Source organism: Pseudoalteromonas sp. DSM 26666, assembly GCF_900116475.1.
GTDB lineage: Bacteria > Pseudomonadota > Gammaproteobacteria > Enterobacterales > Alteromonadaceae > Pseudoalteromonas > Pseudoalteromonas tetraodonis.
Window position 1 is genome coordinate 371,318 of sequence record NZ_FPAR01000002.1, and the last position, 25,357, is coordinate 396,674.

A 25,357-nucleotide genomic window follows, 5' to 3' on the forward strand; every position below is an offset into this window, starting at 1 on the left:
CACCAAGGTTAAATTATGACATATTTAAAGGCTTCGATGCTGCTGTTTTCACTATGTATATTCAGTATTCAAGCAAATAATAAAACGGATTTACTAGAGCCTGAGCTTGCGGTATTCACTCCTTACTTAGGTACTTGGCAAGCTGATTTTCATATAGATAAAAACCCGCTTCCAACCCAAGATGTGACCAAATGGGAGCGCACCTTAAATGGTAAAGCCATTCGCACTACGCATTCTATAAATGAAGGTGAGTATGGGGGCGAATCAATGATTTTCTATGATCGCAAAAAACAGTCATTAGTATTTTATTATTTTACTACGGCTGGCTTTTATACCAAAGGAGTTATGAAAGTGTTGAGCCCAACACAATTTGTTGCTTATGAAGACGTCACTGGCAGCCAAGAGGGCATCACTAAAGTTAAATCAACTAGTGAATTCAAAGATGAGCAATTTGTTGTTTCCACCAGTTATTTAAAAAAAGGTGAATGGACTAAGCCGCAAATTCGCACCTACCATCGCAGCAATAAAGAAGTAAAGTTTAAATAAGTTTTACTTATTGCCTTGTAATACCTAAAAACGTATTAGTTCTTTAAAAAACAGTGTTCTAGCCATTAATAATTACGATTTTGAACTAGAACACTGATCTTAAATTACTTTATAAATTTTTTAAACGCATTATCAACAGGCGTATCTGCAAGATGGTTGGTGTAATTACTCATCACCTTTTGCGCAAGACCCAACACAATTTCAAGAAGCTGTTGTTTTGTATACCCTGCTGCAAAAAACTTTTCCTGCTGTGACTGACTTAACACACCACGTTCTCGTGTCATTTCAAGCGTTGTCTCACGAAGTGTCTCAAGTTTAGGATCAGCAAGCGGGGTTTTATTGACTAATGCATCCACAATATTCTCATCAACTTTCATGGCAGCCGCTATACCACTGTGTGCTGGCACACAATAATGGCACTCGTGCTCAACATTAATTGATTGCCAAACAACCGTTAACTCTTGTGCATTAAACGATGTTTTTTGAAATAACTCATGCAGTACTTGATAACCCTTTAGCAATGTTGGTGCCTCAGCCATCACAGCATGAAGATTAGGCAACATTCCAAAAGCGGCGACAGAGTCTGTTAATAAAGGTTTTGCCTCTGCTGATGCATTTTCTTGCGTGTATAAGGTAAATTCAGCCATAGTTTGCTCCTATATAATAAATAGTATTAAGTCGTGTTGAGAAACATATTATTTGATTTTGAGCGGTCGCTCAAGTTAAAATTGAACAGTCGCTCAAATTAATAGAAACTATTATGGCCAATAAAATTAAATTTGAACGTGAACATGTTGTTCGCGTGGCAAGTCAGCTGTTCTGGGAGAAAGGCTTTCACGCTACTTCTACCCGCGATTTACAGGAAGCTATAAATATGCGACCAGGAAGTATTTACTCTGCATTTGGCTCTAAAGAGGGGTTATACAGCGAATCTTTAAAAGACTACACCGTACAGATGAAAAGCCAAATTGAGGGCTTTATAGCAAACTCTGATTCGATTTTAGGTGGTTTGCGGGGATTTGTTGAAAATGTAATTATTAAAACCAAGGACTGCAGTCCAAGTGCTATTTGTATGTTAGTAAAAGCAAATACCGAATTTGCTGAAAAAGACACGGCTTTAAGTGAGTTAAGCGCAGGATTACTGACTAAATTTGAATCTTATTTAACCACATTGTTTACCCGCGCTATTGAAAATGGTGAGCTAAGCGGTGATTTAACTGCAACTGCATACGCACAATTTTTCCAAGTGCAATTTACAGGATTACGAGGTTACTTTAATCGCCCTGCAGTCGAGCATTTGGCGATGCCGATGATCAACCAAATGTTTGTACTAATCAAAAAACTGTAATCCTATTGGGTGCTTACCTTTGCGCTTAAATAAACTCTTTTTATATTCAGTTTGATTATTCAGCGTATAAAAAAGCGGCTAATCTGTATTAAATTAGCCGCTTGTTTAACTCTAAATAAAAAATTTACGTTTTCAACTTATTCAGCTCAGCGTCTTGCTGTGCAACCAACTTATTGAGTTCTTGGCTGCTATCGCCTGCCTGAGCAGATAAATCAGAGAGCTGAGATGCCGCATCAGAAATAATAGTTAAATTACGATTTATTTCTTCAGTGACCAAACTTTGCTCTTCAGCTGCGGTTGCAATATGGGTGATTTGGTTAGTTATTTCATCCACTTTTACAACAACACTGTGCAGTGCATCAAAGGCAGTAGAAGTTTCATCAACTGCATTTTCAGCACGTACAACGCCTTTTTCGATGACAGTTGAGGCATTTCCTACTTCTGATAACAAGCTATCAATTAGGCTGCTAATATCATCGGTGGATGAGCGAGTTTTAGACGCTAAAGCCCTAACTTCATCCGCAACAACTGCAAAACCTCGGCCATGTTCACCGGCACGTGCAGCTTCAATGGCGGCATTCAATGCCAGTAAATTTGTTTGCTCAGAAATAGTTCGGATTACATCCAAAATTTGCGTAATATCATTACTACGTGAGGCCACTTTTTCGACTGCTTGGTTGGCTTCTTTGATTTCCTCAGACATTGTTTTAACTTGGGTCATCGCAGAAGATAAACTCGACTCGCTGCTAACCACTAAGGTATTGATTTCATCAGCTTGTTGCGCAGATTGCTCAGAAGCTTTAGCCACTTCAAGTGCTGTCGCGCTCATCTCATTCATTGCAGTAACCACACTTTCAATTTCTTTAAACTGTGCCTGAACATTATGCTTAGTTTCTACGGCAATATTTGAGGTAACTTCGCCTTGATGCTTGGTTTGATCCGAGACCGCTTTTAGCTCACTAATAAGTTCACGCAGTTTTGATAAAAACTTATTAAATCCTCCGGCCAAAGCTATAAGCTCAGCATGCGTATCAACATGTAGTGTTTGTGTTAAATCACCTTCAGAGCTGGCTAGGTTATCTACACGTTCTTGTATTTGTTTAAGTGGCGCTACAACACTGCCTACTACAAGCTTCATTACTATAAATGCCAATACCGCAATCACAGTCCCCGTGATCAAAATAATCACACCCAGCTCTTTTGCAGCCTCAGACATCCCAGCAGTTAATTGAATAGGTCCTTCAAAGGCAAGTTCAGCGGGTACTTCAATTAGCAGCATCCATTTCACATCAGCAAGCTTAATTTCAATCGGGTAAGACACCATTATTTCAGCGCCTTGTTTGTTTGTTCCTTTGGTGCCTTTTAGAGCTTTATAACTCTCATAACTTTTAGCGCTAACCGCTTCTTTTAAAGGGCGACCTAGTTTTTCTTTGTAGTGGCTCGTACCGACAATTAAACCCAAATGACTCAGTAAGGTTACTTTTGCTTTACCATCATAAAGCGCTTTTGAAAGCTCTTCTGTCAATTTTTGAAATACAGGTAGTGTAATATCTGCGCCTGTTACCCCTACAAACTGGCCTGATTTAATAATAGGCACCACTAAAGAGGTCATCATTTCAGAATAACCCGGTGTTATTTCATAGAGGTAGGGTTCCATAATGCAGGGTTTTAATTTGTCTTTTGCACACAAGTACCATTCGGCTTCACGTAAACCGAATTCATTAATTTTATCAACATATTTTTCTGAGGCATCTTCTACTACTTGTTGTTCAACAACGCCGTTCGAATTTCTCGTTAGATAAACCTCTAGTGTGCCAGCTCCAGCAACTGAATGATCGTACCCTTGGGTAAAATCACTATCTTTGCCATCAAAGCCATTTTTTTCAAACTGTGAGTAAATACTAGAAATAACATCATTGCTTTCTAGTATTGAGCGATTTAGTAGAGCGACAGATTCTCTGTTTATGGATGTTTTATCGGCGTCTTCTAAAATACTGCCAAGAGAGTATGGGATCCGATAAGCTTCATTGATAAATGCCGCAATTTTCTCACCGTATGCTGCTGCATTTGCGGTTAAGCGACCATCTACTTCACTGACAATTAATGTTTCTGCCTCTGAAGAGGTTTGTGCATTACTTGATGATAATTTAGACCACAATATTCCTGAAAATAGTACAACCGTTAAAAGTATACTTCCAACACTTATCCACAATAACTTTTTTGCTAACGCTATTTCCCGCATTAAAATTACCTTACCTTACATATGTATTTTTTAGTTTAGACCAATTAAAAGAACATACTATAAAATATTTCAGAAATACCGTTTAGTGACTTATTTTAGTATTTAGTGTTCGGCTAACTTTGTTTAGTTAACCGTTGAGTGATTAAACAAACGAGCAAAAGTAAGCTAGCGCTTACCCACAAACAGGCCTGCAGCCCATATACTTTATACATAAAACCAGAAAGTACTGTCCCGACCAGTCTTCCTGCAGCGTTAGCCATGTAATAAAAACCTACATCCAAAGAAACACCATCACTTTTAGCAAGGCTGACAATCAAATAACTGTGTAATGATGAGTTAATAGCAAATGCAGCACCAAAAATAAATAACCCAACAATTAGCGTAGTGTTTACAGCTATATTAAACTGCATCAAACAAGCTAATAACAAGGTGACACACGCCAATACTCCCCCCCAGTAAAACGCTTTCTTTATCGCATCATTACTGACAAGTGACTTACCCGTAATTTTTGGTGCTTGAGATTGCACTACCCCATAAGCAATCACCCATAGTGCCATAAAACCACTAACCCACCAGTGTGGCCAATTAAATTGCGAGGCTAAATAAACAGGCAGTGCAACAACAAACCATACATCACGAGCAGCAAATAAACAAAACCGAGCGGCACTAAGTAAATTAATTGCCCTAGACTTAGAAAATAACGCTTTAAATTTTGGTTTATTTTTAGCTTTGCCTATATCACCCTCTAAATACACTAAGCTAATGATCCAAGCGATAGTTAAAAGCATAATTAAAGCAACTAACGCTCCAACAAATCCTAGTAAAGTAAGTAATAGCCCCCCTAAAAAGAAGCCAACTCCTTTTAATGCATTTTTAGAGCCCGTTAATATAGCAATCCATTTGTATAATTGGCTTTGCTGATTGTCACCTTCGGGAACTAAATATTTAATCGCACTTTTAGCGCTCATTTTATTGAGATCTTTGGCAACCCCACTTAAGGCTTGCGCTAACATTACATAACTTACCGATAACCAATCGCTTGGTGCACACAACATAGCTAAAGCCACAACTTGCAACCCTAATCCTATGTTCATGGTTTTATTTAAACCTAAATGCGCACCTAACCAACCGCCAATTAAGTTAGTAATAACCCCAAATAACTCATAAAACACAAACAGCATGGCAATCGCGAGCGCGCCATACCCTAACTGATGAAAATACAGCACCACCAGCATGCGAAGTGCGCCATCTGTTAGTGTAAAAGCCCAGTAATTACCCGTAATAATACCATACTGTTTTAAAGCCGATGGTAAATTGGCGATTTGCGAAAACATCTTCAATACCCTGAACTAGTTTACTAAATCACTTTGTCCTACTTTGAGCATCAGCTCAGCAGTCCGGTTGGCATAACCCCATTCATTGTCATACCAAGCATAGAGTTTAAGTTGAGTATGGTTTATAACCATTGTCGAAAGCGCATCTATAATTGTGCTACGAGGGTCTGTTTTGTAATCAATAGATACCAATGGCTTTTCTTCATAGCCTAAAATGCCTTTTAGCTCGTTGTTAGCAGCTTGTTTAAACCATCCATTCACTTCTTGTTCGGTTACACCACGCTCTAGTTCAAACACGCAATCAGTAATTGATGCATTGGTTAGGGGGACTCGAACTGCATGGCCGTTTAATTTTCCTTTGAGCTCAGGGAATATCTGCGTAATAGCCGTTGCACTGCCGGTAGTGGTAGGAATTAAACTTGTTCCGCATGAGCGCGCGCGACGTAAATCTTTATGAGGTGCATCTATAATGGTTTGGGTGTTGGTAATGTCATGAATCGTTGTTATGGATCCATGCTTAATCCCTACTTTTTCTTGCAATACTTTTACCACAGGCGCTAAACAATTTGTTGTGCATGAAGCCGCGGTAACAATTTTATGTAACTGCGGATTATAAAGATGATCGTTCACCCCTATTACCACATTCAAAACACTCTCTTCTTTAACTGGGGCAGTAACAACCACACGCTTTACACCTTGCGCTAAATAAGCGTTAAGTAATTCTGTTGTTTTCATTTTACCGCTGGCTTCAATCACCACATCACATTGTGACCAGTCAGTCTCTGCAATCGATTTATTATTCGTTACTTTAACCGTATGCTTTGCTACAGAAAAACTATTATCATCGGCTTGCACCTCATATTTTAGGCGCCCGTGAACCGAGTCAAATTCTAATAAATGGGCATGTGTTTTCGCATCAGCAGCCACATCATTAACATGTACAAATTCAACCTCAGGCCAATCAATTGCCGCTCGTAAGGTTAAACGTCCGATTCGTCCAAAACCATTTATGCCTACTTTAATCGTCATTATAAAATTCCTTTAGTTAGTCACAGCATTTTAAAATTCGCTCAGGACGCTTGCCCATCACATTTAAACGCTGTAATTGATGCTCATAAAATGTAGGGGTGGCATGTAATGTTTTTGTAATTACATCTTTCGCCCAATCAGGTAGTGATTTATTTAAGCTATAGAACACCCATTGATTTTGCTTACGATCAGCAAGCAAACCGCATTGACGTAATACAGCTAAATGCCGTGAAATTTTAGGCTGGCTTACATCAAGTGCCGCCACTAATTCACATACACATAACTCATCTTCATGCGCAATAAGCAGTATTGTCTTTAAGCGGGTGTCGTCAGCGATACATTTAAAAAAATGCAGAGGATTTAGTTGATTCATACAGTGTAGTCTTGTTTTGCATACAACAACAATATATGAAAAGAAAGACATATGGAATAGTGAATATATGAAATTTCATATATTCAGGTAAAGTTATCTATTTTCCGCGTCAACTCAAGTTTGGCTTTTAGAGGTGCGTCCAATAAAAAACACGCAATGATCACTCATGGCGTGTTTTTATAAACAATATAAAGGGGTTAATTAAATAACCGACAGCTCTACTTCAATATTGCCGCGAGTTGCATTTGAATATGGACATACTTGATGTGCTTTCTCTACCAAGGCTTGTGCCGCTGCTTTGTCCATATCACCTAGTGATACAGCCAATTTTACAGCAATACCAAAACCGGCATCAATCGCACCAATAGACACTTCAGAGTTAATGTAAGTATCACTTGGTAACGCAATTTTTTCGCTACCCGCTACAAACTTAAGTGCACCAATAAAACAGGCAGCATAACCTGCTGCAAATAATTGCTCTGGATTAGTGCCTTGTCCATCGTCACCACCTAACCCTTTAGGTGTTGATAAGTTAACATTTAAACGACCATCATCCGATTTAGCAACGCCTTCACGTCCGCCTGTTGCCGTTGCTTTTGCTGTATAAGCTACATTTTGTAATACATTCATAGTGAACTCCTAAGATTAAAATTTCTAAGTTAATTACTTTGCATGCAAAATAATAGATCAACTAAATTCCGATTGCAAATACTTTGCATGCAAACTAAAATACTCTGTATTGAAATGAAGGATAAAGCGATGTCGTTTGAACAGTTAAAATTAAAAAATCAGTTATGCCATCGTTTATATATGGCGTCCAACAGCATAGCCCGTGCCTATCGAGAACCTCTAGGTGAGCTTAACCTTACCTATCCTCAGTATGTTGTTATGATGGCGCTGTGGGAACAAGATGAAGTAACCATCGCTGAGTTAATAGATAAAACCGCAATCGATGGTGGCGCGCTTACTCAAATATTAAAAAAAATGACCGACAAGTCACTACTTAACGTTATAAAAGACGAACACGATAAGCGTAGGCGTTTGGTGCAACTGACTCACACGGGTCAGTCTTTAAAAATTAAAGCTGCCGACATCCCAAAAAGGATTTTTTGCAAATTTGACAGTATCGACACAACCCAAGCACAACAATTAATGCAGTTACTCGACTTAGTGGTCAATGATCTGACCGACTAAAAACCCAGCTTTACCCAGCTACAACTTAACTAACAAGGCGTTAATTAATGACTCATTTAAAAAAACGACTTATTGCTATTACTTACAGCATTACATTACTGGTAAGTAATGGAGCACTTGCCAATAATAGTGAATTAACCACTGTTGCGACATTTGATGCACAACACCCGCCTGGCAACATAGCCATTACGCCATCTGGCCGTAAATTCTTATCTATACATGGTTTTTATGGGCAAAATCAAAAAATCATGGAGCTATTAAGTGATGGCACCACTAAACCCTACCCTAATGAGCAATGGGCTTACGCATATAACAAAGGTAAGGGCTTTTACGGGGTACTCGGTGTTAATGTATCAAGTGACGGCATACTATGGATGCTTGATACCTCAGGGCCCGATCATGCGGGGCGATTAGTTGGTTGGGATACCAACCAAGAGCAACTGCATAAAATTATTTACCTAGCCAAGCCAACAATTACCGATACCTCGTTTTTAAACGATTTAGTTATCGATAATAAACACGGCGTTATTTACATTGCCGACACAGCACAAGGCAGTCAGGCTGCGATTATTATAGTAAACCTAAAAACCGGTGAAGCGCGAAGAGTATTACAAGATAGCCAATACACCACCGCCGAAAATATTGATATGGTTATTAATGGCCGAACAATGCGCCTGGGCGGACAACCTGCGCGTTTAGGTGTTAACCCAATTACGCTTGATCCTAGCGAAGACTGGCTTTACTTTGGGTCAATGTCGGGGACTTCGGTTTATCGTATTGCCACCAGCGCAATTAACAACGAGCAGCTTTCAGCAAAAGCGCTAGAAGCTAAAGTAATGCGCTACGGCACTAAACCCATTTCCGACGGCATTACGGTGGATGGGGGCGGTAACGTCTATGTGACCGATATAACCAATGGTGCAATTGGCGTCGTAAAACCAAGTGGCGACTATGAAGTGTTATTTAAAGATGATCGCCTAAGCTGGCCAGATGGCTTTAGTTATGGTGCAGATCATAAAATATATTTTACAGTAAACGATTTGCACAACTCGCCGGTGTTAAGCAATGATAAAACTCAAAACCCTAATAAGTTTAAAGTGATGTCGTTTACGCCCCTTGTAAAAGGTAAAGTAGGTCGTTAATAACCTAACGCAATTACCCTAGCCCTGTCATGTAATGCAGGGCTTTATAACATCACACCAAAAAAGTGCATATTTTATAATTACTCCCCCAATTTGGTGCCTCAACCAAACTAGGTATTAAAGAAATAATAGTAAATATCTGATTTATATTCATAAAATATTCAATAAACAATTGGCATACTTCTTCCTTATATTTAATTGTCATTAGTTACACCAAGGAAAAAAATTATGTCTAATTTATACAACACTCTTTATTTTTTATGGCGCTTAGATATCACAGTATGGCAAGTTAATGAGCCAACAAATACGCATACCACCAGTGAGAAAGAGCGTATCTACTCGCGTTAAAAACTATTTTTGAACAGACTTTGCAAGCTAAGTCATAGCGTTGTATTGTAAAAGACTATTTAATTGGTTAGTGGAACGTGTATGCATGCTTTAGAAGTTAATTTTGACGGCTTAGTCGGCCCTACTCACAACTACGCAGGTTTGTCGTATGGAAATGTTGCCTCGTTAAATAACGCGGCGAGCTTTTCAAATCCGCAAGAAGCAGTATTGCAGGGCTTGGCTAAAATGAAAGCCATGCACGATAAAGGCTTAACCCAAGGGGTATTTGCGCCTCATGCTCGCCCAGATTTAAATGTATTGCGGCGTTTAGGGTTTACTGGCAACGATGCACAAGTCATTAACAAAGCCTTTAAAGCCGATCCTATTTTATTGCGCGCTTGTTACTCTGCCTCAGCCATGTGGACCGCTAATGCAGCCACCGTATCGCCTTCACCTGATACTAACGACGGCAAAGTACACTTCACTGCGGCTAATCTAAATAATAAATTTCATCGCTCTTTAGAGCCAAACACCACTACACGTTTGCTCAAAGCAATGTTTAATAACGAACAATACTTTGCACACCATTCACATTTGCCTGAGCAAGGTTTTTTTGGTGATGAAGGCGCAGCAAACCATACTCGCCTGTGCGACAGCCATGGTGAAACCGGGCTAGAATTATTTGTATTTGGTGCAAGTGCCTTCAACAGTCAGCTTGTTAAACCCGTTAAGTTCCCTGCAAGGCAAACTTTGGAAGCGTCTGAAGCCATTTGTCGATTGCACAATATAAAAGATACCAGCCAAATACTATTACAACAAAACCCTGATGTGATTGACCAAGGGGTGTTCCATAATGATGTAATCGCGGTGGGTAACGCTAATGTTTTATTATGCCATCAGCAGGCGTTTTTAAATCAAACGCAAGCATTAGACGATATCCGCGAAGCCTATGTAGGTAACAAACAGCTTTATATTATTGAAGTGCCAACCAGCAAAGTGAGTATTCAAGATGCCGTTAGTAGCTATTTATTTAATAGCCAACTGGTTAGCCTTAGTGACGATAAAATGTTGCTCGTTGCCCCACAAGAATGCCAGCGTAATCCTGCTGTAAAAGCGTATATTGAAGAAATGATTATTGCCGATAACCCCATAAATCAAGTGCAGTTTTTTGATTTACGCCAAAGCATGCAAAATGGCGGCGGACCTGCTTGTTTGCGTTTACGTGTGGCGCTTAATAGCCAAGAACTAGCAGCGGTAAATCCAGAGGTTATTTTAAATGAGCAAAAGTACGCCCAATTATGTGATTGGGCTACGCGCCATTACCGCGATAAACTCGGTGCGAACGATTTTGCCGATCCAGCGTTATTAACCGAAAGTTATCAAGCGCTTGATGAGTTAACCCAGTTACTTAGCCTAGGATCGGTATACCCATTTCAACTAGAAGCTTAATTGCTTTCGGCTACTAGGGTTTGCAAGCTTACTGCAAACCCTACATCCTTAATGTCCTAATAAAATTGATTCAATGTAGGTTAAGTTTTTGTATCTATACTTGGTGATACTTTAAAGTATTTGGAAACCTAACATGAACTTAAAATCAACATTACTCAGTAGCGCTGTCTTATTAGCATTAACGGCTTGTGGTTCATCAAATGATGACTCCCCTATTACGCCTACCGATCCGCAAAAATCAACGTTCAGTTTAGGAATTTCAGATGCGCCAGTAACCGGCTTAAAAGCGGTTAATGTAGTTTTTGACTCTATCACCCTTCGTTCACAAGGTGGCGAAGATTTTAGCTTCGAAACCCGTGAAGCCAGCGATTCAACCAAAGCTGAAATGGTTAACTTATTAGAGTACACCGGCGATGATGTTTTTGGCTTACTAGAAGGCGAAGACGTACCTGCAGGTGAATACTCATGGATACGTGCCGACGTGATAAATGGTGATATAAACAACCTAACTGAAACTTCGCATGTCGTTTATGAAGATGACAGCACTGCACCGTTAATTGTAAATAGAAAAGGCAATGACGGAATAGGCGAAATTCAACTTGATGGTTTTACCCTTAATCAAACAGACAATACTTTTGTACTTGAGTTTGATCTTAAGAAATCACTAGTTGCGCCACAAAATGGGGACGAAATAGTATTAAAGCCGCGCGGAGTACGTCTTGAAAACCTCGCGGAATCACAAGATATTAGAGGCACAACTAGCGAATCGCTGTTCGCCAATTGTGAAACCGATAATATAGATGTTGCCGCAGAAGATGGCTCATTTGGTCATGCTGTTTATTTGTATAACAGTGATGTAGAAGTACCCCGTGATAATTACGAAGTAAACGAAGATGAAACCCCTGTAGACGCGCCATTGGCTACTGCAAACGTAGAACTAAACGCACAAACTAGCCAATATGAATTTGAACTGGCATTTATTACACCTGGCGATTATCAGCTAGGTTATACCTGTAACGCACATATTGATGATGCCGAACTACAAGATGAAGCGTTTACCCTATATCAAGTTAAGCCGGTAGCGGTTATAGCCGGTGAAGATACCGAAGTGACATTTGATATTGCTCAGTAAGCATCAACTTTATAAATTCTAGCCCGCACCTGCGGGCTTTTTGTTTTGGAGGAACTATGACACAGAAAGTAATTTTAATTACCGGCGCATCGAGCGGCATTGGCGAGGCAACCGCTAAAACATTAGTTAATAATGGCCACAAAGTGATCTTAACCGCACGCAGCAAAGATAAACTCAATAAACTAGTTGACGAGTTAGGCCATGAAAATGCATTTAGCGTTTCAGCCGATGCCACTGAATTTAATGAACTTGAGAATGTAGTGAGTAAAGGCGTTGAAAAATTTGGTCAATTAGACGCGGCATTTGCTAACGCAGGCATGGGTGTGTCATCACCTGGTACAGAGAATGGCGATCCTGAAGAGTGGTCAGCTATGGTTGACCTTAATATTAAAGCATTGCTGTGGACCGCTAAACTCACTTTGCCTCATTTACGTGAAAACCAAGGGCATTTCATTTTAACCAGCTCTGCAGCAGGACGAAGACCCATTGATGGCTCTATTTATGGTGCCACTAAATGGTTTGCTCATGGCTTTGGTCAAAACCTTGCAGAAGAAATGAAACCTTGGCATGGCCGATGTACAACCATAGCCCCAGGCATGGTGAATACACCATTTTTTGATGAAGCAAAACCAGATAAGCTCGACCCTCAAGACGTGGCCGATGCAGTTTTGTTTGCCATTGAAGCTAATCAGCGTAATAGCGTACGCGAAATCTATTTAATGCCCACCAACTAATAATAGAATATAAAGGCCAATGTTTATTGGCCTTTACTATAAAAGTGCTTAACTGGGCTTTGTTCAAATCACTATTTACTCAATCAATAAAAAATCACTTATTGAAACGCCGCTTACCATGCTAAATCACAACTTTATGTCTATTATATAAAGAAAGTAATTCAATAACTGGAACCCATTTAATGGCTCCCAATAAAACTAATAATATGCCAGCTCATCAATATGTTACTAATGACCCGTTGCATCAACTTTTTGATGCAGTCGATTCTATTTCAGTACAAGGTTACGATGAGCAACGACGTGTTATTTATTGGAATAAAGGCAGCGAATTACTTTATGGGTATACACACCAAGAAGCCATTGGCAAAAAACTCGAAGATTTAATTATACCCGCGTCAATGCGAGAGCCCGTTATTAAAGCGCATAGTAATTGGATTAAGTATGATATTGAAATTCCCGCATCAGAACTCATACTCAGCCATAAAAATGGCAGTGATGTAGCTGTATTTTCAAGCCATGTTATGTTTACCAATCAGTACAATACCAAACAAATGTACTGTATTGATATTGATCTGTCTGATGTTCACAAAGCACAAGCAGAAGCCGTCTTTAATGCCACCATGCTCAAAACTTTATTTGAGGCAATTCCTGATTTATTTTTTGTACTAGAGCAAAATGGCACTATTACTGACTACCATGCAAATAATGAAAACGATTTATATATTTCACCTAACCAGTTTATTGGTAAAAAAATGGTGGATGTATTACCTGAAAAAGTAGCGCAAAAGTTTCAGGTTCATATAGAAAAAACGATAACACAAGACAGTATGGTCAGTTTTGAATACGAATTAAGCATGCCTGAAGGCGTAATTTATTACGAAGCGAGATTGCGTTTACTGCCCAAAAAAAACCAAATTATGGTGATTATTCGTGATATTAGCGAACCACACCGCTCCGCTGAACTAATTCGCCATCAGGCCCACTTTGATAGTTTAACCGATTTACCTAATCGCTTTTTATCCCTAGACCGCTTATCACAAATATTACTGGAAGTACAAAAGAGCCACGAAAAAGCCGCGGTGTTCTTTTTAGATCTTGATGACTTTAAAAAAGTGAATGACTCTTTAGGCCATGAAGTGGGCGATGAACTATTAATTGCGGCAGCAGCAAGATTACAGCAAACACTTAAAAAAAGTGACACAATAGGCCGATTGGGCGGCGATGAGTTTATTGTTTTAATATCCAATTTAAATGATGAAAACGATGCTTTAGCGATTGCTGAGCGGTTACTTCAAGCATTTAGGAAACCCTTTAAACTTGTAGGTAGAGACTTAATACTGACATTAAGTATTGGGATTGCTATTTCCCCTAAGGATGGCACCTGCGCCTCGGTGTTGTTACGAAATGCCGACACCGCTATGTACCAAGCAAAAACCATGGGGCGAAACACATCCTCTTTTTTCACCCCACAAATGAACGTCGCCATGCGCCGACGCTTTGAAATAGAAGAGCAAATGCATGGTGCACTGGAGCGTAATGAATTTGAGCTTTATTACCAACCACAAATAGATGTAAAAACAAACACCATCGTTGGCGCTGAAGCCTTGCTTCGTTGGCATAATATAGTGTTAGGGGAAATCACACCAGATGAGTTTATCCCAATTGCAGAGCAAACCGGCTTAATTACGCCTATTGGTGTATTTGTTCTTCAACAAGCCTTACGCTTTTTAAATGAATGGCAATCAATTAACAAGCAAAACTATACCATGGCGATTAATTTATCACCGCGCCAATTCAGAGATCCGGAACTGGTTAATATAATTAAACACACTCTGCATAAAAATAGTATTAATAATGAATGTTTAGAGCTGGAAATTACCGAAGGGGTGCTGATGAATAGCCAAGCGTCAATTCATGATGCCTTATTGCAAATTGATGAGCTGGGCATAAAACTGTCAATGGACGACTTTGGCACAGGGTATTCATCATTAAGTTACTTACGAGAATACCCTTTTGATGTGCTAAAAATTGACCGCAGCTTTATTACTGGCATAACAGATAACAAGGCAGACTGTAATTTAGTGAAAGCGGCCATAGCTATGTCACACAGCCTAGAAATAAAAGTAGTGGCTGAGGGGGTAGAAACCAAAGAGCAGCTAGATTTACTCAACGAGCTAAACTGCGATATTGCTCAAGGATTTTATTTAAGTAAGCCCTTGCCGGCCGCCAAGCTGCTCAATTTTTCATTGCGTTACTTAAAAGCACTTTAGTTAAAAAGTGCTTTTATAGTTATGTTTTAGCTCATGATTTTAAAGAGTAAATCGCGCACAGTAGCGGGCTCAAACGGTTTGTCACATATTGCGTCCACACCCGCTTGAGCAATATTAGCTAAATGGGTATCGTTAGCTTCTGAGCTCACCATCAAGATTGGAATATGCGAGTACGCATTCGATTGCCTTACCGTTTCAGTTAATTCTTTACCATCCATTTCTGGCATATTGTAGTCAGTAACAATTAAATCAAATGATTGGCTGTTTAACATTTCAATTGCTTGTTTACCGTCTTCGGCCTCTACCGGTGCTGGAATTCCCATCCCCGCTAGCACTCGTATTATGTGTTTTCGTGCAAAACGGCTGTCATCAACTACAAGCACTCTAAGAAGCGTCACATCAAAGTGCTCTAGTTCCACTTCTTGCTCGCTAATAATATCTAAAGTCGCTTTAAGCGCTCGGGTTATTTCGTCGGCACTAAACGGTTTAGGTAAAATCGCTAATACCCCCGATTGCCTAAGTTGCTCTAAATGACGTTTATTACGCTCGCTCGACACCAGCATAAATGCTTGTTGCTCAGTGTTACTGTTACTGCGTATTGCCTGTAATAAAGAATCAGCCGTGCCATCACTTAAGTACATGCTGCTAATGACTAAATCAGGGTGATACTTTGATAAAGCAGCAAGTGCGCTTGCTTGCGTGTCTGCTGTTTCAATTTGTGTAACACCGCACTGAGCCAGTGATTTTTTTATTAGCTTTTGCTGAACTTCAGAAGGCTCAACTAATAAAATGGATAAGTTGGCTATTGCCGTTAAATCACTCATTTCAATCCTGTTAATATTATTTAAATAATTTTTATAACGCTCATTATAAAGTAATAACTTACAAGAAAAAGCTAAAACAGCAACAAAACAGCTTGTTTACCTAAACTCAACACACTCAGCTTAAAAACGGTAGTTTATACCTGCATAATAACGTCTGCCCGAATAGCTTGAGTTTAATAACCGAGACTCTGTATCGTTACCTAGGCGCTTTACCGACTCAGATTTAGTTAAATTAATAACTGCAGCGGTCAAACTCAAATCCTCTAATAAATTAATCGAAGCATTTACATCAACTTGCTCGTATGGGTCTTGGTATACATTTAAGCCGCTATTTAAACCCAACACAGTTTCACCGCGTTTATTATAAGAAGCTCGAATATTAAAGGCATCTCCCTCATAATATATCGAGGTATTGTATTGATACTTAGCACTGCCTATTAGTGGCGATTTACCAAACTCTTTACCATTCACTTCGACATCGGCTTTATTGGTTTTGTTATAAGTGTAGTTTGCATAAAAACCAAGACCACTATCAAAGGCATGCTGTATAAATACTTCCGCCCCTTTAGATACGGCATCAGTGCCATTACCTACTGTGCTATATGGCGATACAGTAATATTTCCTGCCTCAACAATGCCCTCTTTACCAGCAAAATCTTGTTGTACATCAATGACTAAGGGTACAACAAAATTATCAACAGTTTTATGAAACAGTGCTAAACCAATGGCAGAGCCTTCGCTGTAGTAATATTCAATAGATAAATCAGCTTGCACCGACTCAAATGGCTTTAAGTTTTTATTACCGCCACTGCCACTAAAACCCGGAATTTCATTAAACTCAGCTCTATCGTCTGCCCACTCATCTGAGACAAACGTGATGCGTTGTTGTGCGCCTAAATCGGCATAATCAGGTCGTGACATCACTTTAGCAACCGCGCCGCGCACCACTACATCATCACTTATATCCCATGCAATATTAAAGCTAGGAAGAATTTGAGTATCGGTACTCTCTTGAGTAATAAGTTGATAGTCTTCAACAAATCGATCATCTCCGGTTACCGGCTCGCCGCTGTCATCATTGGTATGATCTAATAAATAAGTATATAGGTCGGTTGATGATGTCATGGTTTTAGTGCGCACCACACGCACCCCTAAATTACCGCGCACGCTATTAAACTCAAAGTCACCTTGCAGATAAAACGCCGCTATTTGCTCTTCAATATCATAAATAAAGTTATCTTCTTTGCGTGTATACGGCACATAATGACTGGTCACAATGTCACGATATTTTTGCCAATCAATACCGGGCATTTGGTTTATATTAAAACCACCAGCAATGTTAGCTTCGTTAATAAACACGTCTTGTGCTAGTGGCATACCGTTATTCCACTGATAACTGTCAAAACGTGTGATCCCCTCCCCGCTGGCTTCTCCTGCAGCAATATCAAAATTAGGATCTAAAAAGAAGGTATTACCGGTTTCACGATGCAGCGTAGCTTCTCGGTACTTTACGCCGGTTTTAATTGTTCTTAAAATTCCCCAATCGGTATAAATATCAAAGTCAGCTTGGTAGTAATCTTCTTCGAGTTCACTGCGTACAAAACTTGAATTTGACGAGCCTGGATCGCGCCCACCGCCCACACCATTTAATAAGTTAGCTAGCGTATTAGGGTCTATATTGAAACTAATATCGTTTTCATTAATTTGCCAACCCGCTGTTTGCGATGCATTTTCTATACGGCTTTCATTTTCACCGGCGTTTGAACTTTTATACGCCGCTTCCCAACTCTCCTTTGGCCCGCCTTCAGAGCGCGTATTGCCCGCCACAAAACGGGCTTTAAAATAATCGCCTTCATAGGTTAAATTAAAATCAAAGGTGTCTGAGGTCGACTGTTCACGCACATAACGGCCTCGCATCCACGGCAATTGCATATCATTCTCTGCGCCACTCGCAGCTGCATCAAATTGCATCCCATTGATAATAGTGCCCGACTCATCCAAACTTACATCGGTTAAAAAGTCAGGATTTAAAGACCATTCAGGTATATCAATCACCGACTCAGTTCTATTTTTATCAAGTGAAAATCCAAAATAGTTAAAGCCAATTTCAACACGGCTTGTTGGGCGCCACTGCGTGCTAAATTGCATCCCTTCTCGCTCACGTAATTCGTTTACAATTGAGCCACGAACCACTTGAGGAAACCAAACATCGTTATAATTATTACCCTGAGCATCGTTTATTGAGCCCCACTGATTATTATTATCAACCAGCTCGCCATTGGCATCTACCGGGTTATCACCGGCAAAGCGCCATACGTTTGCATCTGTGCCTCCTGAGAGAGTTCGGTTAGTGCGTTTTTGTGAGGTATAACCAAACAACATGCCAAAGGTATCAGCCTCGTTCTTCCAAGAATAAAGCGCGGTTAACTGCGGCTCAGACTCTTCAGTCACATCGGCATAGGTGCTTTCAATGTTAATTACCCCAGAGTTTGCCTCCATGCTCAGCGGTTTGCGGCTATGCATTAATACTGTACCGCCAACGCCCCCCTCATCTAAACGCGCTTCTGGCGATTTATACACTTCCACGCTTTCAATCATGGCTGAGGGCAGTAATGCATAATCAAATGAGCGAGACGGCTCACCTGGTGATGACGCAATAAAATTACCATTTAGCTGAGAAAAGGTTAGCTCAGATGATAACCCCCTAATACTTACCGATGAGCCTTCGCCTCCGTCACGGTCAATCACCACGCCAGGTACGCGTTGTAATGAATCAGCGACATTTTTATCAGGGAACTTACCAATATCTTCTGCTGTTATGGCATCAACCACAGAGCTCGATAAACGCTTTATATCTAAATTAGCCGCCATACTGGAACGAATACCACGCACCTCAATGACTTCCATATCTTTGCTTTTTAATGTTTTATCTTCTGCTTCATCAGCATATGCATGATTGATAACAGATAGAATAGACACGCATAGCGTTGATTTAATAAAAAGTGGAAGAGAGTGATGTGCAGCGTGGGTTATCCGATGAGCGGTCATAGTTTTAACAGTTCCATTTAAAATACAGTTAATACTTAAAGATGAGCGTACCGGCTAAAGCTGATACGAAAAAAGTAGCTGTATTTTACACAACCAAACTTAATAGTTTGTTAATGTAAACTGATAAGTAACTGAATAAACTATCAAAAAATAGTCAATTCAAATAAAGGTAGGAAGTTAAGCAGCAAAATTGCTATTTAGCTGCTTATTAAAAGAGCATAAAAAAGGAATGACGCGATTAAACAGCAATACACCGTTATTTTTTATCACTAATAGCCTGAATATAATAGCCTAAACTCGCATGAGAAAGTTCTCCCATATGACTGGTAACTAACTCACCTTGGCTATTATAAAATAAAGTTGTTGGTAAGCCCGCAGCACCTGATTCGCGACTCACATTACTACTTTGGTCAAAAAACACATGATTTAGGTCGAGTTGCTGTTCATCAAGGAACGCTTTTACCGTGTGTAAGTCTTCGCCTTGATTGACAAACGCCACTGTAATGTTTGGATTATTTTTTTGAGCCGCTTGCAGTACCGGCATTTCTTTTCGACACGGCGGACACCAAGACGCCCAAAAGTTAATCACCACCGGCTTACCTTTGAAGTTTTGTAAGTTAACTTGCTGCCCTTGAATATTATGCACAACAGACTGCGGTAACTGCACACCCGTTTGGTAAATAGACAGCGCAAAATTAGGAATAATCATTGAACAAAAACCAACAAACCCAGCAATAGCGTAGTGTTTCATTACCGCTTTTTTACCACGTGCATAAAACGCTAAAACCACTATACCGCTGAGCCAACCATAATAACCAATAAAGCCGCCATCGCTAATATTAAAAAGCTGCCACCAGTTACCTTGATAAGCATCCCACATAGTAAACACAAACGCTAACCGCGAGACTAAAAAGCCCACCACAATTGCTTTAAAAACCGTATCTAAAATCGCTTTTTGTAATGGATGTTGGCGTGTTAATAAATAGGTAAGCCCCCAAAAAATGCCTAACCCTAAAAAAATGATCAACTGTGAAATGGAAATAACCAAAGGCCCAAGAGAAATACTTAACATTGCTGTCGTCTACTTATAATGTATTTTAGTACTTAAAATAACCGGTACATAGTGTGAATTAAAGGCTAACAATAACATAGCCTAAGCTGTACTGATTATTAATAACGCATAATAGGTTATGTATACCAGCAGCAATACAAAACCTATTTACCCAGTTAACCTTGTTGCTGTATGTACTCCAACGCAGTCATTTTTTTATAACTTACATTTGAGTGCAATACATGAGTAGGGTCGGGGTCAACAATTTCAATAGGAATACTGTAACTTCGCGCAATCTCGAGCGCCATTTGAGTAATATTAACGCTGAACGAAGTACCCATAAACACCATTTTATCGGCATCAATCATTCGCTGCTGCGCTTCAGTAATGCGGTATAGCTCGGTGTAATATTCATCAAATAACAACACAAAGGGCTTTAAAGAATGATTAAGCTTTGGCTGATGGTTTTCAATATTGAATAACGCAAGTAGAGAGCGATGTAAGTTGCTCTCATCAACATTACTCCATAGCGTAGCTTGTGGTGTAACGTTATCACCTTGATGATGAAATACAGTCATTTGATCAAGCCGACCATGAATCGCAATGTAATTTTTATTACCCGCCTTACCATCTAGCCCATCAATATTTTGAGTTATTAAGTTTTTATCACTAAGCCAATGATGCACTTCGTTAGGACCATGATGACGATAAGTTGCAAAGCGATGATAATACCAAGCTAAAAACTCACTTGGATTATTTTCATACATTGCACGTGTCGCCATTTCCATTGGCGTATAGTTTTTACTACCAATAGTCCAAAAACCATCTTCACCGCGAAAGGTGGGAATACCGCTAGCAGCACTTACACCTGCTCCAGTAATGTATAATGTATTCATAAAGTCATCTCTTATATTCAATAACCCTATAATACTTTATAAGATTGTATATTTGTGACCTTTACTCTTTAGCTATTAAATTATTTAAGCTTCGGCCATTTAGCTGAAAATAAAGTTGGGCACCAAGAAAGCTCTTTATATTTTTAATTTCGCTCAAGAGCACTTTAAATCCTTTTTTAATTGTATGTGGGAACTATGCCAAAAATAAACAATAACTAATTAGTTACAATGCACTTAGCTTTCTCAGAAAAACATATAATTAATCTACTAATTAAGTAACTAACCCATTAACCTCACATATTTTTCTGCCAGCTCATCTATAGTTTCTCGGTGATTAGGGTCAGGCTTTATACAATCAATGGGGCATACGCTCACGCACGTTGGCTTGTCGTAATGACCCACACATTCGGTGCATTTATCTGAATCTATTTGATAAATTTTAGCGCCCATATAAATGGCTTCATTTGGGCACTCGGGGTCGCACATATCACAGTTAATGCATTTGCTATTTATGAGTAGAGCCACTTTTAAGCCCCTTCAATTAAAATCATTATAAAACATAAACATAGATTTAAATGAAATGTTTTTTGACTGCTTTTCATACAAGTGTAGTTCAATAAAAAACCTTTATTTTTTATTTAATCGTAGCACACATTCGTAACACACCATTTTATTTTTAGGTGTAAATTACAGCCGCGAATTATGCCTATTTTTCTCTGTTGCTTTGTTGATCTCAATCAATAAAAATCGCCGCGAGGCCTTTATTTATATAGGTTATAACAAAGTGAAGTACTCTTTATCAACGCTTAACAAAGCTCAATATACGAAAGCAAAACTAGAATGGAACCAGCTCAAACCGCCATTTTCTATGCAGCACATAAATCGGTGTGCTACGCTGGCTCAACACATCATATTTTTTGAAGAAAAAAGCATTTATAAACAAGGCTTTAAACCTAGTAGGACTAAAAGGTTATCGAAATACGAAGCGCAACACCATATTCGACTAATTTTCACCAAGTCTGGCGCTGCTATTTTCTACTCTAACTTCCCTAAATCATCTGGCATAGCTAATACCAAGTTAGGTGAAGCACCTGAATTAACAATAGCAAAAGCGCGTAAGCTCACTGCTCAAATGCAGGAGGGAGTTTTAAACAACCACACTGTCAAAACAGTTTTTGATACTTACGAGAAAAGCCTAATTGAGCGCCATAACAACGCACCCACCAAGTTTGCAGCTTCATCGCTCAGAACATACCAATGTAGAATAAAAAAGCTTAGGCATCATTTTCCGCTTAAGCGTGCATTCCAGTCTCTTACAGCTGGAGAGTTAGAAAAGATTGTAGATTTAATTATCCAGACAGAGTCCAATAACCAGGCAATCGAGCTTTTTGCACAAATTAGAAGAGTATGGCGATTTGCTAAGAACAAATTTAACTCAGGTAAAAACCCAGCAGCTGATATCGATGACTTTTACGTATCTGACCGTGTAGAAAGCCCTCGTCCTTGCCAAGTTTATACTGACTTAGATTCAATAGCTGAATTGTGGATAAACCTCGCGTCTGCACCAAATGTACATCAAAAAAATGCAGCTCGATTCATGATTTTGACAGGTATACGCCCTATTAATATTCCACAAATGAAGTGGGAGTGGCTCAATAGTATCGACTTCCCAACATTAATTACCTTTCCGGCATCTGTTGTCGGAGTTCGTGGAGAAATGAAAAACCAAAAAGAATATAAATTGCCCTTAACCAAAGCCATGCGCGCCATTATTTTAGAACAAAGAGCTTGGATGGAAAATGCATTACCCAACTGTAACCCTGATCATATATTTCTTCAGCCTCGCGATCTTAACAAACCATTTGCTAAAAGGTCGCTGGACAAAATCATCAAAGATTACTCCCCTGTTGATGCAGTAAAAGGAGATAAAAGAAACATTGTAATGAAAGGATCTGCGGGAGCATTTTGCACAATGTGCCGAAGCTTTTTTAAATCCAACGCAAAAGCGATTATGGTTGCCAACGGCTATCATTTTAAACACGCTGAGGAACTCACAAGACTCGCGCTTCATCACCTAAGAAAAGAAGACGATCCAAACGGCTTAAACTATGATAAATCTGAAGAACTATTTGGCACTTCAACAAAGCTAAAATTTAATGTATTTAAAATTCATGAAGCAAGTATTTTAAAAAGAGCCAAGGAACTCGAAAGCCAACAACTCAAACTTACGGGTATGCAAAGTAAACAAGCTAAGAACCTAGAAGAAAATAACCAAAAGAAAGCCCTGAGAGATAGAATTAAAGCTCACTTAGTTCACAAAGGCAGTTATGTAAATTTCATCAACCAGCCACTTGGTGATACGAGTAGAGTAGCAAAAGATTTGATCTTAACAGCAGAGGGAAGAGCTGTCGTTGAGAGGTATTTAAGTGACCAAGAAGCCAAAGCAAAAAATAATTAAAAAAGTTTAATTTCGACTTACCAAAGTTTTTGTAAAAAAAATTAATTTCATATCATTTCCTTATTAGAGCGATACCTCGTCAATTATTTGATGATTTTAACTTTTTTAAGGTTTTTCTATTAATGGCAACATCAGTATTAAATTCAATAAAACCATGTGAGGTTACGATCGAAAGTCGTGACCTTTGCATGGCTGAATTTAATGCATTTAAGCCACCGTACAATGACGAGTCAATGGAAGAGCTAGCCAGTCTTGCGACTATTATATTGGCGCAAGAAAAAGGAAGGAGACTTTCAAAGTATCAGCTTAAAGATCAAATAAGAATTGTATTCCAGCATGATGGCATTATTAAATTTTTTACTCATTTTAAAAAAGAACATGGCATAAAAAATATTAAGCTTGGTGATTCTAATGATATGAGTTTTTCAGCAGCGAAATTAAAAGCGGCCGAAATATACAAAAAGAACACCTCTAATTACACATTCGAATTTGTAGTGAGTAAACAAATAGAAAACTTACAGGCAATTAATAAACATAGCCCTAGCAAGTTAGCTGACACCACAGTAACCACATATACCTCTTACCTTAATGCAATTCAAAATGCATTTGGTAAAAATACGTTATTTCAGACTATTACGCCTGAGATAATAGAAACCACGCTTGACCAACTACTAACAGAGAAAAGTGGTCCGCATGTGGCTAAGCATTTCGAGCAGATGAAAAAACTGTGGGTGTTCGCAAAAAATAAATATAATAACGGCACTAATCCATTCCTAGAGATAGACAATAATTATATATCTTCTCGAACGGCGAAGCCTATTCCTTGTAAGGCATATACTGATATATCTCTAATTTCTCAGCTATACATAAACCTAAAAACAGCTAAAAATAATACATTAATAAATGCGGTACTACTGATGATGTTTACTGGGCTAAGACCCATAAATATTTGCAACCTTCGTCTATCGTATATAGATGATTTAGATAATCCTAAATTTTTAACGTTTCCTGAAACAACTCATACCACTCGCGGTGCTATGAAAAACCAAAAAGAGTTTAAAATACAACTCACACCCGAGATGAAAAAAACAATACAACAAGAGTTAAAATTAAACCCAGACATAAACCGCACCTACTTATTTTGCAAGGTTAAAGACGGCTCAAAACCCATTAGTAAAGAGAGTTTAAACCGAGCACTTAAGTATCATGCACCAAAAAACATGGTAGCGGCCTCGCGAGATAACATAAATATAAAAGGCTCAGCCGGAGCATTTCCAACACTACTGCGCAGCTTTTTAAAATCACATATGAAAGAAGTGCTAACTAAAAAAATTGGGTCATCAACAATTGCTGAAATTGAGTCTAAAAAAATGCTTCATCACTCTGTTTCAGACCACGATCCGATGAGTAAACATTATGACCACTCGAATAAAATATATGACACTGATATTAAGGCACTTTATAAAAACTTTTCCCTATTTGAGAAGGAAATACTTAAAGAAGTAAAAATACAGGCTAAGTTAAAAAACAAAACGACAAAAAAGTCATTTTTTAAATTTGATAATTCAAATACATTTATCGTCAAAGTTAAAAGCACAATAAGTGCTTATTCCACTATCTGGGGTAATATAGTTCAGCAAACCCAAAAGCTTAAAAAGAGCAGCCCTTTACAAATACTAGAGTAGCATTTACATATAGCTATACAGTTTTGTCTTTACTTACAAAGCCTATAAAGAGCTTTTACTAGGTAGTGCAGATTGGTTACGTATAAAAGCAGGAATATCAAAAATATCAGATTCTTTTGGTTTAGTGGCTACTACTTTGGAGCTTGACTCACTTTTAGTGTCATCAAGTATCATTTTTGAACTCGCGCCCGTAGCAATAACCAGTAGCTCATAATTGGTTGCTAAGTTTTCAATTTTTGAAACACCACAAATAACTAACGCATTAGGGCTTACTT

22 protein-coding genes are annotated in these 25,357 nt (G+C 38.9%); 10 read left to right on the top strand and 12 right to left on the bottom strand.

The window, feature by feature from the left end; genetic code table 11:
* The first annotated feature begins 15 nt into the window (after nt 1–15).
* Nucleotides 16–546, top strand: coding sequence for a hypothetical protein (locus BM380_RS05595; protein ID WP_013462954.1), 531 nt, complete (start codon nt 16–18; stop codon nt 544–546).
* 104 nt (nt 547–650) lie between these two features.
* On the opposite strand, the gene BM380_RS05600 is transcribed toward BM380_RS05595, so the two are convergent.
* Nucleotides 651–1,193, bottom strand: coding sequence for a carboxymuconolactone decarboxylase family protein (locus BM380_RS05600; protein WP_033102987.1), 543 nt, complete (start codon nt 1,191–1,193; stop codon nt 651–653).
* A 113-nt stretch (nt 1,194–1,306) separates the two neighbouring features.
* On the opposite strand from BM380_RS05600, the gene BM380_RS05605 reads away from it, so the two are divergent.
* Nucleotides 1,307–1,894 (top strand): TetR/AcrR family transcriptional regulator, encoded by a 588-nt coding sequence (locus BM380_RS05605; RefSeq protein ID WP_090493420.1) that lies wholly within the window; start codon nt 1,307–1,309, stop codon nt 1,892–1,894.
* Between the two features lie 124 nt (nt 1,895–2,018).
* On the opposite strand, the gene BM380_RS05610 is transcribed toward BM380_RS05605, so the two are convergent.
* From BM380_RS05610 to BM380_RS05630, 5 genes are all read right to left on the bottom strand, one after another.
* Nucleotides 2,019–4,136, bottom strand: a complete 2,118-nt coding sequence (locus tag BM380_RS05610; RefSeq protein WP_090493422.1) for a methyl-accepting chemotaxis protein — start codon at nt 4,134–4,136, stop codon at nt 2,019–2,021.
* 113 nt (nt 4,137–4,249) lie between these two features.
* Nucleotides 4,250–5,470 carry an organoarsenical effux MFS transporter ArsJ gene (gene arsJ, locus BM380_RS05615; RefSeq protein WP_090493424.1) on the bottom strand — a complete coding sequence of 407 codons (1,221 nt, stop codon included), beginning with the start codon at nt 5,468–5,470 and terminating at the stop codon, nt 4,250–4,252.
* A gap of 15 nt (nt 5,471–5,485) precedes the next feature.
* On the bottom strand, nt 5,486–6,499 hold the full coding sequence (locus tag BM380_RS05620; protein ID WP_013462949.1) for an ArsJ-associated glyceraldehyde-3-phosphate dehydrogenase: 1,014 nt from the start codon (nt 6,497–6,499) through the stop codon (nt 5,486–5,488).
* 16 nt (nt 6,500–6,515) lie between these two features.
* Nucleotides 6,516–6,872: a metalloregulator ArsR/SmtB family transcription factor gene (locus BM380_RS05625; protein WP_013462948.1), complete on the bottom strand. Its 357-nt coding sequence runs from the start codon at nt 6,870–6,872 to the stop codon at nt 6,516–6,518.
* A gap of 201 nt (nt 6,873–7,073) precedes the next feature.
* On the bottom strand, nt 7,074–7,502 hold the full coding sequence (locus tag BM380_RS05630; RefSeq protein ID WP_013462947.1) for an organic hydroperoxide resistance protein: 429 nt from the start codon (nt 7,500–7,502) through the stop codon (nt 7,074–7,076).
* A 129-nt stretch (nt 7,503–7,631) separates the two neighbouring features.
* Between BM380_RS05630 and BM380_RS05635 the strand changes: the two genes are divergently transcribed.
* The 6 genes from BM380_RS05635 (at nt 7,632) to BM380_RS05660 (ending at nt 15,120) form a co-directional block, all read left to right on the top strand.
* Nucleotides 7,632–8,066: a MarR family winged helix-turn-helix transcriptional regulator gene (locus tag BM380_RS05635; protein WP_090493427.1), complete on the top strand. Its 435-nt coding sequence runs from the start codon at nt 7,632–7,634 to the stop codon at nt 8,064–8,066.
* Between the two features lie 47 nt (nt 8,067–8,113).
* On the top strand, nt 8,114–9,208 hold the full coding sequence (locus BM380_RS05640; RefSeq protein ID WP_090493428.1) for an L-dopachrome tautomerase-related protein: 1,095 nt from the start codon (nt 8,114–8,116) through the stop codon (nt 9,206–9,208).
* A 429-nt stretch (nt 9,209–9,637) separates the two neighbouring features.
* A complete protein-coding gene (gene astB / locus BM380_RS05645; protein ID WP_090493430.1) occupies nt 9,638–10,984 on the top strand; it encodes an N-succinylarginine dihydrolase in 1,347 nt (448 codons plus the stop codon).
* A 133-nt stretch (nt 10,985–11,117) separates the two neighbouring features.
* The gene (locus tag BM380_RS05650) at nt 11,118–12,116 is read left to right on the top strand and encodes a DUF4382 domain-containing protein (RefSeq protein ID WP_028834249.1); all 999 of its coding nucleotides are present in this window, start codon (nt 11,118–11,120) and stop codon (nt 12,114–12,116) included.
* Between the two features lie 56 nt (nt 12,117–12,172).
* Entirely contained in the window at nt 12,173–12,850 is a 678-nt protein-coding gene (locus BM380_RS05655; RefSeq protein ID WP_090493432.1) for an SDR family oxidoreductase, read from the top strand.
* Between the two features lie 182 nt (nt 12,851–13,032).
* Nucleotides 13,033–15,120 (top strand): bifunctional diguanylate cyclase/phosphodiesterase, encoded by a 2,088-nt coding sequence (locus BM380_RS05660; RefSeq protein WP_090493433.1) that lies wholly within the window; start codon nt 13,033–13,035, stop codon nt 15,118–15,120.
* A 26-nt stretch (nt 15,121–15,146) separates the two neighbouring features.
* Here the strand turns inward: BM380_RS05660 and BM380_RS05665 are convergent, their stop codons facing one another.
* From BM380_RS05665 to BM380_RS05685, 5 genes are all read right to left on the bottom strand, one after another.
* Complete coding sequence (locus BM380_RS05665; protein ID WP_090493435.1) at nt 15,147–15,944, bottom strand: response regulator transcription factor; 798 nt, start codon at nt 15,942–15,944, stop codon at nt 15,147–15,149.
* A gap of 120 nt (nt 15,945–16,064) precedes the next feature.
* Nucleotides 16,065–18,992 carry a TonB-dependent receptor gene (locus BM380_RS05670; protein ID WP_090493437.1) on the bottom strand — a complete coding sequence of 976 codons (2,928 nt, stop codon included), beginning with the start codon at nt 18,990–18,992 and terminating at the stop codon, nt 16,065–16,067.
* Nucleotides 18,993–19,248: 256 nt separating this feature from the next.
* Nucleotides 19,249–20,064: a TlpA disulfide reductase family protein gene (locus BM380_RS05675; RefSeq protein WP_090493438.1), complete on the bottom strand. Its 816-nt coding sequence runs from the start codon at nt 20,062–20,064 to the stop codon at nt 19,249–19,251.
* Nucleotides 20,065–20,219: 155 nt separating this feature from the next.
* On the bottom strand, nt 20,220–20,939 hold the full coding sequence (locus tag BM380_RS05680) for an SIR2 family NAD-dependent protein deacylase (protein WP_090493440.1): 720 nt from the start codon (nt 20,937–20,939) through the stop codon (nt 20,220–20,222).
* A 279-nt stretch (nt 20,940–21,218) separates the two neighbouring features.
* Entirely contained in the window at nt 21,219–21,464 is a 246-nt protein-coding gene (locus BM380_RS05685) for a YfhL family 4Fe-4S dicluster ferredoxin (protein WP_016900100.1), read from the bottom strand.
* Between the two features lie 259 nt (nt 21,465–21,723).
* Here BM380_RS05685 and BM380_RS05690 point away from each other — a divergent pair, with 259 nt between their 5' ends.
* Nucleotides 21,724–23,397 carry a tyrosine-type recombinase/integrase gene (locus BM380_RS05690; protein ID WP_090493442.1) on the top strand — a complete coding sequence of 558 codons (1,674 nt, stop codon included), beginning with the start codon at nt 21,724–21,726 and terminating at the stop codon, nt 23,395–23,397.
* Between the two features lie 122 nt (nt 23,398–23,519).
* Nucleotides 23,520–25,082: a site-specific integrase gene (locus BM380_RS05695; RefSeq protein ID WP_090493444.1), complete on the top strand. Its 1,563-nt coding sequence runs from the start codon at nt 23,520–23,522 to the stop codon at nt 25,080–25,082.
* A gap of 42 nt (nt 25,083–25,124) precedes the next feature.
* On the opposite strand, the gene BM380_RS18470 is transcribed toward BM380_RS05695, so the two are convergent.
* The gene (locus BM380_RS18470) at nt 25,125–25,256 is read right to left on the bottom strand and encodes a hypothetical protein (RefSeq protein ID WP_302847030.1); all 132 of its coding nucleotides are present in this window, start codon (nt 25,254–25,256) and stop codon (nt 25,125–25,127) included.
* Between the last annotated feature and the right edge of the window lie 101 nt (nt 25,257–25,357).

Excerpts from the sequence above, each read along its gene's own strand:
- BM380_RS05665 (WP_090493435.1), bottom strand. The coding sequence starts at position 15,944 with ATGAGTGATTTAACGGCAATAGCCAACTTATCCATTTTATTAGTTGAG.
- BM380_RS05640 (WP_090493428.1), top strand. The coding sequence starts at position 8,114 with ATGACTCATTTAAAAAAACGACTTATTGCTATTACTTACAGCATTACA.
- BM380_RS05625 (WP_013462948.1), bottom strand. The coding sequence starts at position 6,872 with ATGAATCAACTAAATCCTCTGCATTTTTTTAAATGTATCGCTGACGAC.
- BM380_RS05635 (WP_090493427.1), top strand. The coding sequence starts at position 7,632 with ATGTCGTTTGAACAGTTAAAATTAAAAAATCAGTTATGCCATCGTTTA.
- BM380_RS05595 (WP_013462954.1), top strand. The coding sequence starts at position 16 with ATGACATATTTAAAGGCTTCGATGCTGCTGTTTTCACTATGTATATTC.
- BM380_RS05655 (WP_090493432.1), top strand. The coding sequence starts at position 12,173 with ATGACACAGAAAGTAATTTTAATTACCGGCGCATCGAGCGGCATTGGC.
- BM380_RS05695 (WP_090493444.1), top strand. The coding sequence starts at position 23,520 with ATGGCAACATCAGTATTAAATTCAATAAAACCATGTGAGGTTACGATC.
- BM380_RS18470 (WP_302847030.1), bottom strand. The coding sequence starts at position 25,256 with ATGATACTTGATGACACTAAAAGTGAGTCAAGCTCCAAAGTAGTAGCC.
- BM380_RS05610 (WP_090493422.1), bottom strand. The coding sequence starts at position 4,136 with ATGCGGGAAATAGCGTTAGCAAAAAAGTTATTGTGGATAAGTGTTGGA.
- BM380_RS05605 (WP_090493420.1), top strand. The coding sequence starts at position 1,307 with ATGGCCAATAAAATTAAATTTGAACGTGAACATGTTGTTCGCGTGGCA.
- arsJ (WP_090493424.1), bottom strand. The coding sequence starts at position 5,470 with ATGTTTTCGCAAATCGCCAATTTACCATCGGCTTTAAAACAGTATGGT.
- BM380_RS05670 (WP_090493437.1), bottom strand. The coding sequence starts at position 18,992 with ATGACCGCTCATCGGATAACCCACGCTGCACATCACTCTCTTCCACTT.
- BM380_RS05620 (WP_013462949.1), bottom strand. The coding sequence starts at position 6,499 with ATGACGATTAAAGTAGGCATAAATGGTTTTGGACGAATCGGACGTTTA.
- BM380_RS05680 (WP_090493440.1), bottom strand. The coding sequence starts at position 20,939 with ATGAATACATTATACATTACTGGAGCAGGTGTAAGTGCTGCTAGCGGT.
- BM380_RS05630 (WP_013462947.1), bottom strand. The coding sequence starts at position 7,502 with ATGAATGTATTACAAAATGTAGCTTATACAGCAAAAGCAACGGCAACA.
- BM380_RS05600 (WP_033102987.1), bottom strand. The coding sequence starts at position 1,193 with ATGGCTGAATTTACCTTATACACGCAAGAAAATGCATCAGCAGAGGCA.
- BM380_RS05650 (WP_028834249.1), top strand. The coding sequence starts at position 11,118 with ATGAACTTAAAATCAACATTACTCAGTAGCGCTGTCTTATTAGCATTA.
- astB (WP_090493430.1), top strand. The coding sequence starts at position 9,638 with ATGCATGCTTTAGAAGTTAATTTTGACGGCTTAGTCGGCCCTACTCAC.
- BM380_RS05660 (WP_090493433.1), top strand. The coding sequence starts at position 13,033 with ATGGCTCCCAATAAAACTAATAATATGCCAGCTCATCAATATGTTACT.
- BM380_RS05675 (WP_090493438.1), bottom strand. The coding sequence starts at position 20,064 with ATGTTAAGTATTTCTCTTGGGCCTTTGGTTATTTCCATTTCACAGTTG.